General features: G+C 65.7%; 12 protein-coding genes and 1 riboswitch. Of the genes, 8 read left to right on the forward strand and 4 right to left on the reverse strand.

What is annotated here, in order from left to right:
* From VKM35_RS02350 to VKM35_RS02365, 4 genes are all read left to right on the forward strand, one after another.
* Positions 1 to 543 (forward strand): glycosyltransferase (locus VKM35_RS02350; RefSeq protein ID WP_324317951.1); only part of this gene is annotated, 543 nt, incomplete at its 5' end.
* Positions 524 to 1,777 (forward strand): O-antigen ligase family protein, encoded by a 1,254-nt coding sequence (locus VKM35_RS02355; protein ID WP_324317953.1) that lies wholly within the window; start codon positions 524 to 526, stop codon positions 1,775 to 1,777. The genes VKM35_RS02350 and VKM35_RS02355, both read left to right, overlap by 20 nt.
* Positions 1,770 to 2,513 (forward strand): glycosyltransferase family 2 protein, encoded by a 744-nt coding sequence (locus VKM35_RS02360; protein WP_324317955.1) that lies wholly within the window; start codon positions 1,770 to 1,772, stop codon positions 2,511 to 2,513. Before VKM35_RS02355 ends, VKM35_RS02360 begins: the two co-directional genes overlap by 8 nt.
* Positions 2,513 to 3,391 (forward strand): lipid A biosynthesis lauroyl acyltransferase, encoded by an 879-nt coding sequence (locus VKM35_RS02365; RefSeq protein WP_324317957.1) that lies wholly within the window; start codon positions 2,513 to 2,515, stop codon positions 3,389 to 3,391. The genes VKM35_RS02360 and VKM35_RS02365 overlap by 1 nt, the downstream gene beginning before the upstream one ends.
* Here the strand turns inward: VKM35_RS02365 and lpxL are convergent.
* A complete protein-coding gene (gene lpxL, locus VKM35_RS02370) occupies positions 3,385 to 4,314 on the reverse strand; it encodes an LpxL/LpxP family Kdo(2)-lipid IV(A) lauroyl/palmitoleoyl acyltransferase (protein ID WP_324318011.1) in 930 nt (309 codons plus the stop codon). The two genes, VKM35_RS02365 and lpxL, sit on opposite strands and share 7 nt — an antisense overlap.
* 28 nt (positions 4,315 to 4,342) lie before the next feature.
* Here lpxL and waaA point away from each other — a divergent pair, with 28 nt between their 5' ends.
* Complete coding sequence (gene waaA / locus VKM35_RS02375) at positions 4,343 to 5,638, forward strand: lipid IV(A) 3-deoxy-D-manno-octulosonic acid transferase (protein WP_324317959.1); 1,296 nt, start codon at positions 4,343 to 4,345, stop codon at positions 5,636 to 5,638.
* 4 nt (positions 5,639 to 5,642) lie between these two features.
* Here the strand turns inward: waaA and VKM35_RS02380 are convergent, their stop codons facing one another.
* The 3 genes from VKM35_RS02380 to VKM35_RS02390 all read right to left on the reverse strand — a co-directional run bounded on the left by VKM35_RS02380 (position 5,643) and on the right by VKM35_RS02390 (position 8,576).
* Positions 5,643 to 7,079 carry a TolC family outer membrane protein gene (locus VKM35_RS02380; protein WP_324317961.1) on the reverse strand — a complete coding sequence of 479 codons (1,437 nt, stop codon included), beginning with the start codon at positions 7,077 to 7,079 and terminating at the stop codon, positions 5,643 to 5,645.
* 14 nt (positions 7,080 to 7,093) lie between these two features.
* On the reverse strand, positions 7,094 to 7,747 hold the full coding sequence (locus VKM35_RS02385; RefSeq protein ID WP_324317963.1) for a protein-L-isoaspartate O-methyltransferase: 654 nt from the start codon (positions 7,745 to 7,747) through the stop codon (positions 7,094 to 7,096).
* Positions 7,748 to 7,916: 169 nt separating this feature from the next.
* Entirely contained in the window at positions 7,917 to 8,576 is a 660-nt protein-coding gene (locus VKM35_RS02390) for a TetR/AcrR family transcriptional regulator (protein WP_324317965.1), read from the reverse strand.
* A gap of 70 nt (positions 8,577 to 8,646) precedes the next feature.
* Here VKM35_RS02390 and VKM35_RS02395 point away from each other — a divergent pair, with 70 nt between their 5' ends.
* The 3 genes from VKM35_RS02395 to VKM35_RS02405 all read left to right on the forward strand — a co-directional run bounded on the left by VKM35_RS02395 (position 8,647) and on the right by VKM35_RS02405 (position 13,551).
* Complete coding sequence (locus VKM35_RS02395; protein ID WP_324317967.1) at positions 8,647 to 9,771, forward strand: efflux RND transporter periplasmic adaptor subunit; 1,125 nt, start codon at positions 8,647 to 8,649, stop codon at positions 9,769 to 9,771.
* Positions 9,772 to 9,780: 9 nt separating this feature from the next.
* Positions 9,781 to 12,963: an efflux RND transporter permease subunit gene (locus VKM35_RS02400; RefSeq protein ID WP_324317968.1), complete on the forward strand. Its 3,183-nt coding sequence runs from the start codon at positions 9,781 to 9,783 to the stop codon at positions 12,961 to 12,963.
* A 78-nt stretch (positions 12,964 to 13,041) separates the two neighbouring features.
* Positions 13,042 to 13,551, forward strand: a complete 510-nt coding sequence (locus VKM35_RS02405; RefSeq protein WP_324317970.1) for an SRPBCC family protein — start codon at positions 13,042 to 13,044, stop codon at positions 13,549 to 13,551.
* A gap of 29 nt (positions 13,552 to 13,580) precedes the next feature.
* Positions 13,581 to 13,676: riboswitch (TPP riboswitch) on the forward strand.
* Positions 13,677 to 13,711: the final 35 nt, after the last annotated feature.

The following is a 13,711-nucleotide window of genomic DNA, read 5'->3' on the forward strand; positions in this document are numbered from 1 at the left end:
CCGGCGCTGGCCGCCGAAAAGTTATTGTTGCTGCCTGGTCGCGGCAGCCGTCTCAAGGGTCACGCGGCGGCGATTCGCCTGCTGGCCGCATTGCGTCAGGAAGGCATCGACACCTGCCTGTGGTTGCTCGGCGCACGTGAAGCGGGTCGCGATGCCTACCTCGCCGAACTCGAAGCGCTGGCTGCGGAATTCGAGGTGCAGGATTTCGTCGCGATCAGTCCGGCGCGCGCCGGCATTGTCGACGCCTATGCGCTCAGCGACTTGGTGCTGCAGTTGTCGGAACGCCCGGAGGCGTTTGGTCGCACCGTGCTCGAAGCGCTCGCGGTCGGTCGTCCGGTGCTGGGCTGGGATCGCGGTGGTGTCGGCGAATTGCTGCGTGAGCACTTTCCCGCCGGTGCGGTGGCGCGTGACGACATGGCACGACTCGCGGCGACGGCGCAGACCTTGCTGCAGTCGTCGAATGCGCTGCCCAATACACTTGCCGATTCCCTTGCCCCGATGCAAGCACGTACCCTGAAGGTCTATGCGTTCCTGGCTCGCTGAATTCACTCGTTTCCGCTGGACGCCGTACGCGGTGTTGCTGTTCGTCGCACTGTGGCCGACGGTCGGGCCGGCCGAGGCGGTGTTGAGTCTGGGTGCGGTCGCGGGCATCGGCATCCTCGCGTATTCGCGCTTCCAGGAAGGGACGTCGCTGATCAGTCGCGAGGCCTGGGCGCTGTGCACGGCGCTGTTTCTCTGCTACTGGCTGCCGGAATTGTTTTCCGCCTTCGATGCCGTCGACAGCGAGCGCGCCTGGCATGAAGTGCTGGTGGATGTTCGCTACCTGCCGTTCCTGTGGTGGGTGGCGATGGCGGTGGCGCATCGGCGTGGTCGCCAGCTGGTGTTCGCCGGGCTCGCGCTGATCACTTCGCTCTGGGTTGCCGATGCATTGGTGCAAGCGGCGACCGGCTACAGCCTGGGCGGCATGAATACCTCCGATCGCCTCAGCGGCGTGTTCGGCGCCGGCAATCTCAAGCTTGGTCTGGTGCTCGCCAGCCTGTCGCCGTTCGCGCTCGACTGGGCCGGCGAGCGCGTCGGTCGCGCCGGTTGGCTGGCGATGGCATTCGTGTTGAGTCTGGTGATCCTGCTCGCGGGCTCGCGTGCGTCCTGGCTCAGTTACGCGCTGGTGCTGGCGTTCAGTGCCTGGCAGCGCTTCGGCAGCCGCCGACTCGCGTTGCTGGCGGTGGTCGGGCTGATCTGCGCCGCGGCGCTGGCGCTGAGTTTTTCCACGCAATTCGAAAGCCGCATCGAGCGCAGCCGTATCGCGCTCAACGGTGACACCGACGGCTTCGATCAGGCACTCGCCGGCCGGCTCAGCATCTGGCATGCAGCGACGGGCATGTTCGTCGAACATCCGATCAACGGTGTCGGAGTACGCGGTTTCCGCGACGAGTACGCGCACTACGCCAGCAAGGATGATTTCTGGTTGTCGCACGGCCAGCAAGGCGCGCTGCATGCGCATCAGGTAGTGCTGGAAGTGCTCAGCGAAACCGGCGTGATCGGCTTGGTTTTGTGGTTGATGGGCGTGGCGCTGGCGATCCGCGCGTGGCGCTGGTCGCTGCCGGAAGCGCGCCGACGCGCTGGCGCGCCGGCACTCGCGCTGGCGGTGACCTTGTTCCCGCTCAACACCCACCTGGCCTTCTATTCGAATTTCTGGGCCGGCGTGACTTTGTTGCTGGTGGCGCTGTACGCGGGCTCGTTGTTCGCGATCGAAGAAGATGCCGCGGCGCATGCTTAGCGCTGTCGTCACCACTTTCAACAACGCCGCCACGCTGGAACAGTGCCTGGCCAGCCTGGCGTTCTGCGACGACCTGCTGGTGCTCGATTCCGATTCCAGCGACGGCACGCGCGAAATCGCCATGCGACACGGCGCGCGGATCTTCGTCGAACCGTTCAAGGGCTACTCGCTGCAGAAACAATCGGCGATCGACAAAGCGCAGCACGACTGGGTGTTGCTGCTCGATGCCGATGAATTCCTGGTGGCGGGCACGGCGGAAAAAATCCGCGCGGAACTGCAGGCACCGCGCGCCGATGGTTATCGCCTGCCGCGTCAGGAATGGCTGTTCTGGCGCTGGCCGCATCCGCGCACGCGCGCGACCTGGCAGCTGCGCCTGTTCCGGCGCAGCGTTGGTGCGATGAACACGGTGCCGGTGCATGCGGCGCCGGAAGTCACCGGTCGCGTGCTCGATCTGGACGCGCCGTTCCGGCATTTCGGCGAGCCGGAAATTGCCGTGCGCGTGAGCAAGGTCAATCAGTATTCCAGTGGGTTGGTTGCGTATCGGCAATCGCGCAAGCGCCGCTTCATCGGCCTGCGCATGGTGGTGTATCCGGCGTTCGTGTTCCTGCGCTTCTATTTCGGCAAGCGTTATTTTCTCAACGGCTGGGCCGGTTTCATCGCCGCGCGCGTGCAGGGCTTCTATGCCTTCCTGAAACTGGCCAAGCAGTTGGAGGCCGAACGCAAGGAGTCCGGCTGATGCGCTGCTGGGCGATCACGCCATTGGTGTGGAGTGCGCGTGTGGTGGCGCGGCTGCCGCAGCGCGTGCTGTTGACGCTGGGCGAGACACTGGCGATCGCGTTGTGGCCGTTGCTCGGGCGACGCCGGCGCATCGCCCGCATCAACATCGACCTGTGTTTTCCGGAATTGTCCGTCGCGCAACGGCGAACGCTGCTGCGCCGAAACATGGCCGCGACGATGATCGGCGCGCTGGAATTGCTGCGCGCCTGGTATGCGCCGTCCTCGGCGTTGCAAGGTCTGGTGCGCATCGAAGGTCTGGAGCGTTTGCAGGCGGCGCAGGCGCGCGGGCATGGCGTGTTGCTGTTCACCGGCCACTTCACCGGTTCGGAGCTGGTTACGCGCTTGCTTGCCGAGCAACTCGGGCGACCAATCCGCGCGGTGATCCGCCGGCACAATTCGCCCTGCCTGGAAGAAACCTACGAAGCCGCGCGCGCGCCGGTGTTCGGCCCGACGCTGGCAAAAAAAGATGTGCGCGGTTTGTTGAAGGTATTGCAGGCGGGCGAGCCAGTGGGTTATTCCGCCGACCAGAATTTCACCTACCAAAATGCCTTCGTGCCGTTCTTCGGTGTGCCCGCATCGACGCTGACCACGGTGCCCGAGCTCGTGCGTCGCGGCCGCGCCGAGATGCTGCCGTTCTGGTTCCATCGTGACGCCGCTGGCATCTATCGCGTGCGTATCGAAGCACCCTGGGCCGGATGGGCCGAAGCGACTCCGGAAGAGGCGGCAGCCATCTACATGCGCGAGCTCGAAACCGTGGTGCGCGAACACCCCGAGCAATACCTGTGGGTGCATCGGCGCTTCAAGACGCGGCCCATGGGCGAGCCGGCGATTTACTGATCGCGCGGGGTGGCGGGGATCTGGTCGGAAGACATCTGCCGTTTGAAACGGTCGTGCACCCATAGGTATTGCTCGGGTGCGCGCCGGATCAATTGTTCCATCAGCGCCATGATCCGCGCGGTGTCCGCCGTGGCATCGGCGCTGGGGAAATTTTCCAGTGGCGGTCCGATCTCGATGCGATAACTACCATCGGCGAGGCGCTGATAAAACAGCGACAGCACCGCCGCGCCCGACAGGCGCGCGAGCTGGTGCGTCGAGGTCAGGCTCCAGGCCGGTTGCCCGAAAAACGGCACGAACACGCTTTCGCCGCGTCGCGTTTCCTGGTCGGGCGCGAACCACAGCACGCCGCCGGTCTTCAGATGGCGTAGTGCCGGGCGCAATTCGTCGCGTGTGTACATCGCGCGGGTGTAGCGCAGGCGGCCGCGCTTGACCGCCCATTCCAGCGCTGGCGATTCATGCGGGCGATACATGCCGGCGAGGTCGACCTGGCGACAGAGCAGACGCACGCTGATCTCCAGCGTGGTCAGATGCGGCGAAACCAGGATGACGCCGCGGCCGTTTTTCTGTGCCGCCTGCAAATGCTCGAGGCCGAGCACTTCGTAACGCCGGTCCAGCGGCGTCAGCGGGCCCCACCAGGCGCGCAGGAATTCGAACACCGACACGCCCAGCGAGCGGAAACTCGCGCGCCACATTTCATCGCGTTCGCTTTCGCTGCGTTCGGGAAAACACAGCGCGAGATTGCGTGCGGCGATGCGACCGCGCGCGATCATCGTCCGCTGCATCAACGCGCCGAGTGCGCGGCCCGCCGGCACCGCCAGCCACCATGGCCAGCGCGCGAGCGTCCAGCCCAGCGCGATCGCCAGCCAGTCGGGCAGCAGGCGCAGCGACAGCGGTGGCGGCGGGAGGGAATCGGGCACGGACAGATTCTAGCGTCTCGGCTATCCTGCGCCCATGCATGAAACCCCCGGTCAAAGGCTGCTGCGCGGCCTGTATTCCTTGGTGAGCCGGATCGCGCTGCCGTTCTCGCTGTATTACCTGATCTGGCGGGGGCTGCGGCAACGCGAGTACTTCGATCGCTGGAGCGAACGCTTCGCGTTCTATCGCAGTGGCGGCCTTGCTGATTGCGTGTGGTTGCACGCGGTCTCGGTTGGCGAGGTCAATGCCGCTGCGCCGCTAGTCGCGGCATTGCGCCAGCGCTATCCCGATATCGCCTTGCTGATCACCACGACCACGCCGACCGGCTCGGCGCGCGCGCAGGCACTGTGGGGCGAATCGGTGCGGCATGTCTATCTGCCTTATGACCTGCCCGGCGCGGTGCGGCATTTCCTCGAGCATTTCCATCCGCGTCTGGCGCTGGTGATGGAAACCGAAATCTGGCCGAATCTTTTCGCCGAACTGCGTCGGCGCGACATCCCGATCATCATCGCCAATGCACGTCTTTCCGAGCGCTCGTTGCGCGGCTATCGGCCGTTCCGCGCGCTGGTGCGCAGCTCACTGGTCGCGGTCGCGACGATCGCCGCGCAATCCGAGGCCGATGCCGCGCGCTATCGGCAACTCGGTGGCAGCGGCGCCTCCGTGCAAATGACCGGAAATCTCAAATACGATTTTCCCGTGCCCACCGGCATCGTCGAGCAGGCGCAGCAGTGGCGTCAGCAATGGGGCGAGCGACCGGTGTGGATCGCCGCGAGTACGCATCCGGGCGAAGAAGAAGCCGTGATCGCGGCGCACCTGCAGGTGCTGGCGGCGCATCCGCAGGCGCTGCTGCTGTGGGCACCGCGGCATCCCGAACGTTTTGCCGCGGCGATCGCCGCCGGCGAGCGCGCGAAACTGCCACTGCGTTCGCGCCGCGCCGATACGTTGCCGGGCACGGATACCAGTGTGTTCGTGATCGACACCCTGGGCGAGTTGATGTCGTTCTATGCGGCGGCCGATGTCGCCTTCGTCGGCGGCAGCCTCGAGGATATCGGTGGCCACAACCTGCTCGAGCCCGCGGCGTTGGGCGTACCCGCGCTGGTCGGGCCGCACACGCACAATTTCGCCGAGATCACCGCATTGTTGGTCGAGGTTGGCGCGGTGCGCCGGGTCAGCGACCAGGATTCACTGGCGCAGGCGCTGTTGCGCTGGCTGGACGATCCTGCGGATCGTCGTCGCTGCGGCGAAGCGGGTCGCACCCGTATCGCCAAGGAGCGTGGCGCCTTGGCGCGCACGCTCGCATTGATCGAAACCTGCCTGAAAGACAGGTCCTGACCGATTACTTCTTGCTGTTGTTGCTGTCTTCGCTGTCGGCCGCGCTGAGCGAGTCGTTGGCATTGGCCACGAGCACGCGGTTGGTCGCTTCCAGATCGGAGACTTCCAGAATGCCGGCGGCCTGCTTGAGGCGCAGTTCGTTGACCAGGTAGGCGTGACGCGAACGCGCGTATTCGGTGCGCGCGGCGAACAAAGCCTGCTGGGCGATCAGCACGTCGACGATGGTGCGGGTGCCGACTTCGAGTCCAGCTTCGCCAGCTTCGTACGCGGCTTTCGCCGAGACGACTGCGAGACGGCGAGCTTCGACTTCAGCCTGACCGGCCACCAGCGAACGATACGCACCGCGGGTCTGGCGGGTGATCGCGCGCTTCTGCTGCTCGAGCTGATCGGCGGCGGCATCGCGTTGGTCGATCGCCTGACGCACACGCGACTGCGTGGCGAAACCGCTGAACAGCGGAATGCTCAAGGTCAGGCCGACGCGGTTGCCGGTGCTCGACGAACCCGAGTTGATCGGATTCGACGCCGGGAAAGAACGGCGCAGGCTGTCGCCCCAATTGGCGTCGTCGCTGTAGCTGGCGCTTGCCGACAGCGTCGGGTAGTGGCCGGAGCGTGCGGTGCTCACGTCTTTTTCCGCGGCGGCCAGCGCTTCCTGATACGAGCGCAGGGTCGGGTTGGTGTCGGTCGCGATCTTCACCCAGTCCTCGGCGGTACGGGTGTCGGTGGTCGCCGGGCGGTAATCGGTGGACAGGCCCTTGAGGTTTTCCAGCGGCTGGCCGGTGATTTCGCCGAGCGCCTCGTAGGCGTCGTCGAGCGCGTTGGCGGAGGCGATCGCATTGGCGCGCGAGCTGTCGTAGCGGGCGCGGGCTTCGTGCACATCGGTGATCGGAGCGAGGCCAACTTCCAGGCGCTTTTCCGCCTGGTCGAGCTGGCGCTTCACCGAGCGCTCTTCGGCGCGTGCCGAAGCGAGGGTTTCGATGCCGGTGAGTACGTTGAAATAGGCGTCGGCGACGCGGACGATCAGGGCGTCGCTGGCGGCGTCGTACTGCGCATTGGCTTGGCGCGCGCGCGCCTTGCTGGCGCCGAGGCGCGAGTAGTTGGCGTGGTCGTAGATGCTCTGCTGCAGATTCACGCCCGAGCCGCGGCTGCTGGAGTCGGAGTAGGTCGAGTTGATCGGCGTCGCGGTGCCGGCGAATACCTGGTTGCCGCTGCTGCGGCCCTTGGATTCACCGTAGGTGACGTCGGCGCTGATCTGCGGCAGCAGCGCCGCGCGCGATTGCACGACACCTTCGCCAGAAGCATTGCGTTGCGCCTCGGAAGCGGCGAACTGCGGGTCGCTCTGCCTGGCGAGGTCGTAGGCCTGCATCAGGTCGGTGGCGTGGGCCTGGGCGGAAATGCCGGCGAGGAGCAGTGCGAAGGTGATCGGACGAAGGCGCAAGGACATGGATTTTTCCCGGTTCAAAGGGTGAATTGCGGCACCGGTTCGGCGCCGTGCAGATAGGGGACATCGGTTTCGAACAGACTTTCGCTGTGCAGGTGCTCACCGCGGCGAGTGATGCGCAGCGCTTCCTGCACCGGCGACTGCCCACGGATCACGAACAGTCGACCCTCGGGCTTGAGCCACTGGCTGAAAATTTCTGGGACTTCGGCCACCGCTGCGGTAACCGCGATGGCGTCAAACAGGCGACCCGGCTGGAACGCGAAGGCGTCGACGCATTCGAGGCGGACATTGCTGGCGCCGTGGTGATCAAGAGTGAGGCGGGCGGCGTCGATGAAATCGCTGCGCCGGTCGATGCTGACCACTTCGCGCGCCAGGCGCGCCAGGCAGGCCGTGAGGTAACCGCTGCCGGTGCCGATCTCCAGCACCTCGTCGCCGGGCGACAGGCCCAGCGCCTGCAGCACGCGGCCTTCGACCACCGGTTTCATCATCGTTTCGCCCTGCGCCAGCGGCAGCGGCAGGTCGGCATAGGCAAGCTGGCGTTGCGCGGCCGGCACGAAATCTTCGCGCGGAACCGTTGCCAGCGTGTCCAGCACGCGCGGATCGAGCACCTCCCAGGGGCGGATCTGCTGCTCGACCATGGCCGCGCGGGCTTCTGCGAAATTCAGGGACATACGGTTTCCGGGACACGCGTAGGGGGCGCAAAGTTTACGCCCCGGCCGCTGGGGATTGAAGGAGAGGATGCGTTGCAGGCGCTATTGGACGCAGTGCCAGAAGTAACCGGGACGCCTGCCACGGCGCTTGCTTGGCCTGCATTGATCGCGGCGGCGCGGCCCGGATGCATCAACGCGCGTCCTCGATGCATGCCTTTGCGGAGAATGCGCGCAGGAAGATGTCGACAACTTCCTCGATATGTTCGCGGCGCTCCTCGAGCGTCGGCAGCGGGCACATGCCGACCAGCACGCTCATGTGTCGGATGCCCTTGAGCAGGCAGAAGAAATGCGCGGCGGCATGCGCGGGGTTGGGCACGTCGAGCGCGCCGGCGGCGGCGGCCTGGCGCAGGAAGGTTTCCATTTCGTCCAGCGTGCGGCGCGGGCCGGCGCCGAAAAATATTTCAGTCAGGCGCGGCTTCTGGCCGGCCTGGGCAATCATGATCTGGTGCAGCTTGATGGCGCGCTCGTCCATGATCAGCTCGGTGAAGCCTTGGGCGATCGCGGTCAGGGCGGCGCGCACGCTCTGGTCGCCGGCGGGCTCGAAGACCCCGTGCGGCAGCAATTCCTCGCAGCAGGTGGTGACCGCTGCCGCGAACAGCGACTCCTTGTCGTCGAAGTGGCTGTAGACGGTGAGCTTGGACACGCCGGCCTGTTGGGCGATCGCATCCATGCTGACGCCGTCGTAGCCGCGGGCCGGGAACAGGCGCATCGCGGCGTCGAGAATGGCGGCGCGCTTTTCCGGATCCTTGGGGCGGCCGGGGGCGACGGGACGGGGGGGCGAAAAATTCATGCGGGAATTATTGAACTAAACGGTTCGATAAAGATAGTATACCCGCCAGTTCAATAACTAGGCCGCCCCCATGTCCCCGCTGCGCACCGCTTCCCGCCTGATTCCGGCGCTGCTGATTCTGATCCTGGCGGCCTGCGCGGCCGACAAGCCCGAGGCCGTGGTGCGCCCGGCCATCGTCGTTCAGCCCAGTGGTGCTGGCGCCGGCCTCAGCGCGTTCGCCGGCGAAGTGCACGCCCGCCAAGAGCCGGAGCTGGCCTTCCGGGTCGGCGGCAAGATCGCCCGGCGGCTGGTCGATGCCGGTGCCCGCGTGAAAGCCGGCCAGCCCCTGGCCGAGCTCGACGCGTCCGATCTCAATCTGCAGCAGCAGGCGTATCGCGCCGCGCTGACGTCGGCGCAATCGGACCTGACCCTCGCCAAGCTCGAGCTCGATCGCTACCAGAATCTCAATGACCGCCAGCTGGTCAGCCGCTCGCAATTCGATGGCAAGAAAGCCGCTTACGCCGCTGCCGCCGCGAAAGTGCAGCAGGCGCAGGCGCAGTCGGCGGTGTACGGCAACCAGGCGGGATACGCGGTGCTGCGCGCGCCGCATGCCGGCATCATCGCCCAGCGTCTGGCCGAAGCCGGGCAGGTGGTCGCCGCCGGCCAGACCGTGTTCGTGCTCGCTGTCGATGGCGAGCGGGAAGTGGTGATCAGCGTCCCCGAACAAAGCGTCAGCCAGTTCCAGGTCGGCCGCGACCTCAGCGTCGAGCTGTGGACCGGACCCGGCAAACGTTATCCGGCCAAGCTGCGCGAAATCGCCCCGGCCGCCGATGCGATGACCCGCACCTACGCCGCGCGCGTGAGTTTCGCGGCGGACGTCGGCGACGTCGATCTCGGCCAGAGTGCGCGTGTCTATGCGCAGTCCGACACCGGCGCACGCCTGGGCCTGCCTTTGTCGGCGCTGAGCGAGGACCGCGGCCTGACCGCAGTCTGGGTGGTCGATCCAGCCAGCAAGAAGGTGCATCTCACGCCGATCAAGGTCGGCCCCTACGGCGAGGACGTGGTGCCGGTGCTTTCCGGTCTGCAGGCCAGCGATTGGGTGGTCGTGGCCGGCGTGCATCTGCTGCGCGAAGGCGAACAGGTGCTGCCGATCGACCGCGACAACCGACCGGTCGCCGTCGGCGCGCCGGCCCGCACCGCCACTGCTGCCAACTGAGTCGCCGACATGAGCAATTTCAATCTGTCGGCCTGGGCGCTGAAAAATCGCGCGGTGGTGCAGTTCGCGATCCTGGTGCTCGCCGTCGTCGGCGTCTTCAGCTATCAGCGCCTGGGCCAATCGGAAGATCCGCCCTTCACTTTCAAGATCATGGTGGTGCGCACCTTCTGGCCGGGCGCGACCGCCGATGAGACCGCGAAGCAGGTCACCGATCGCATCGAAAAGAAATTGATGGAAACCGGCGAATACGAATTCCTGCGCTCGTATTCCCGCCCCGGCGAATCGCTGGTGCAGTTCGTCGCCAAGGATTCGCTGCCGTCGCGCGACATCCCCGCGCTCTGGTACCAGGTGCGCAAGAAGATCGGCGACATGCGCAGCACGTTGCCGGCCGGCGTGGTCGGGCCGTATTTCAATGATGAATTCGGCGACACCTTCGGCAACATCTACGCGCTGACCGGCGACGGTTTCGACTACGCGACGATGAAGGACTACGCCGAGCGCGTCGAACTCGACCTGCATCGCGTGCCCGACGTGGCCAAGGTCGACCTGCTCGGCCTGCAGGAAGAAAAAATCTGGATCGAGCTGTCCAATACCAAGCTCGCCACGCTGGGCATTCCGCTGCAGGCGGTGCAGCAGGCGATCGATGCGCAGAATGCGGTCGCGCCGACCAGCTTCTTCGAGACCGACAGCGACCGCGTGCAACTGCGCGTTTCCGGTGGTTTCAGCACGGTCGATGAAATCCGCAATTTCCCGGTGCGCGCTGCCGGGCGCACGTTCCGGCTCGGCGATGTCGCGACGATCCGTCGCGGTTTTTCCGATCCGGCCGAACCGCGCATGCGTTTCATGGGCGACAACGCGATCGGCATCGCGGTGTCGATGAAGCCGGGTGGCGACATCATCCGCCTCGGCGAATCGCTGGAAAGCGAATTCGCACGCGTGCAGAAAACCCTGCCGGTCGGCATGAGCCTGCGCAAGGTGTCCGATCAGCCGCTGGCGGTGCGCGATTCAGTCGCCGAGTTCGTCAAGTCGCTGGCCGAAGCAGTGTTCATCGTGCTGATCGTCAGCTTCTTCTCGCTCGGCCGCCGGCCGGGTCTGGTGGTGGCGTTGTCGATCCCGCTGGTGCTGGCGATGACTTTCGCGGCGATGAATTATTTCGACATCGGCTTGCACAAGATTTCCCTGGGCGCATTGATCCTCGCGCTGGGCTTGCTGGTCGACGATGCGATCATCGCGGTCGAGATGATGGCGGTGAAGATGGAGCAGGGCCTGGATCGTCTCAGTGCCGCCAGCTTCGCCTACACCAGCACCGCGTTCCCGATGCTCACCGGCACGCTGATCACCGCCGCCGGCTTCCTGCCGATCGCCACCGCGCAGTCGGGTACCGGCGAATACACGCGATCGATCTTCCAGGTGGTGACGATCGCGCTGCTGTTGAGCTGGATCGCCGCAGTGGTGTTCATTCCCTATCTCGGCAACTGGTTGCTGCCCGATGCCAAGCAACTCGCCGCCGAACGCAAGACGCGCAAGCCATCGCTGCTGCGCGACCGTCTGGCGCTGGTGCTGCCGAACTGGTTCGCCGACCTGTTCGCACCGGAACCTGAGGGGCATGATCACCAGGATCACTACAACACGCGTTTCTATCGCCGTCTGCGCGGCTGGATCGCCTGGTGCGTGCAGCATCGCGGCCGCGTGATCGCGGTGACCGTGCTGGCTTTCGTGCTTGCTGTCGGCTTGTTCCGCTTCGTGCCGCAGCAGTTTTTCCCGTCGTCGACGCGCCTGGAGCTGGTGGTCGATCTGGAATTGTCGGAAGGCGCTTCACTGGTCGCGACCGAAGCGGCAACGAAACGTTTCGAAGTCGAACTCGACAAGCGCATCGCCGCGGCGAAGAAGGAAAAGCGCGCCGACCTGGTCAACTACGTCGCTTATGTCGGCACCGGTTCGCCGCGTTTCTACCTGCCGTTCGACCAGAAATTGCCGCAGGCGAATTTCGCCCAGTTCGTGCTGCTCACGCCCGACGTGAAGACGCGCGAGGAAATCCGGCATTGGGTGATCGAAACACTGGCGAAGGATTTCCCCGATCTGCAAGGCCGCGTGCTGCGTCTGGAAAACGGCCCGCCGGTCGGCTTCCCGATCCAGTTCCGCGTGTCCGGCGAGCATGTCGATGAGGTGCGTCGCATCGCCCACGAAGTCGCCGATAAAGTCCGCGCCAATCACAACGTCGACAACGTCAACCTCGACTGGGACGAGCCCAGCAAGGTCGTGCGCCTGAATATCGACCAGGAACGTGCGCGCGCGCTCGGCGTGAGCTCAGCGCAACTGGCGCAGTTCCTGCGCGCCTCGCTGTCGGGCACGCAGGTGAGCACGTATCGCGAAGGCAACGAGCTGATCGCGATCCTGTTGCGTGGCCCGGAAAACGAGCGCGCGCGCCTGTCCCTGCTCGGCTCGCTGGCGGTGCCCACCGACAACGGCCGCAGCGTGCCGCTGGCGCAGATCGCCACGCTCGAATACGGTTTCGAGGATGGCATTCTCTGGCATCGCAATCGCCTGCCGACCATCACCGTGCGCGGTGACATCTACGGCGACGTCACGCCACCGACGGTGACCGATCAGATCCTGCCGACGCTCAAGGACATCCGCACCAACCTGCCGCCGGGCTATCTGCTCGAAACCGGCGGCACCGTCGAGGATTCCACGCGCGGTTCGAAGTCCGTCGCCGCCGGCGTGCCGCTGTTCCTGTTCGCGGTTACGGCGCTGCTGATGATCCAGCTGCGCAGTTTCCGTCGCACCGCGATGGTGTTGATGACCGCGCCGCTGGGCCTGATCGGCGTCACCGCCTTCCTGCTGCTGTTCCGCGTGCCGTTCGGCTTCGTGGCGATGCTGGGCACGATCGCGCTGTCGGGCATGATCATGCGCAACTCGGTGATCCTGGTCGATCAGATCGACCAGGACATCGCCGCCGGCCACACGCCGTACCAGGCGATCATCGATGCCACCGTGCGCCGTTTCCGTCCGATCGTGCTGACCGCGTTGGCGGCGGTGCTGGCGATGATTCCGCTGTCGCGCAGCGTGTTCTTCGGGCCGATGGCGGTGGCCATCATGGGCGGCCTGATCGTCGCCACTGGCCTGACCGTGCTCTTCCTTCCGGCGCTTTACGCGGCGTGGTTCCGCGTTCCGGTGACGGAGGAAACCTGATTCGCGGCCGGGCCTCTGGGCGAGGCTCCCTCCCCCTTGCCAAGCGCAGGGGCCCGGTTTGCGATATAGGCTTGCGTGATGACCGACAGGACTCCCATCCAGGTTGAGCTCGAACACACGGCGAAAGCGCCGGTCGATCTCGTGTTCAAGGTGATCGTGGCGATGGATGTTTCGCTGTTCCTGACCGGCTATGGCTGGTTGCCGGCGGCGACGCACGTGTCGCGCCAGACCGGCCCGTGGAGCGTGCCGGGCAGCACGCGCACGGCGCATTTTTCCGACGGAAATTCCGCGTTCGAGGAATTGCTTGTCGCCGAGGCGCCCACTTACCTTCGCTATCGCATCTCGCGCTTCACCAGTTTCATGCGTTTTCTCGCCAGCGAAATCCAGGGCGAATGGCGCTTCGTCGGCGAGCAGGGCGGCACGCGCATCACTTGGCTGTACAGCTTCACGCCGCGTTCGACGCTGGCCGCGCTGGTGCTGCGCCGGCTCATGCGCGGCAGCTGGCTGCTGTACATGCGGCAGTCGCTGGACCGGGCGGCGCGCTACGCCGAGGCCAACGCGCATCTGCACGCATCGCAGCCGCGGTAGCCGCGCCTGCCGCGACATGGTGAAATAGCCGCCTGAAGCGGGGGTGCCCGGAAGCGCGGGCTGAGAAATACCCTTCGAACCTGATTCGGCTCACACCGACGTAGGGAAGCTTCGCGGCGCAGCCACTGCGCCCGGACGCCGCCGCTTCGTGTCATCTGCC

It is taken from the genome of Arenimonas sp., from assembly GCF_035312645.1.
GTDB lineage: Bacteria > Pseudomonadota > Gammaproteobacteria > Xanthomonadales > Xanthomonadaceae > Arenimonas.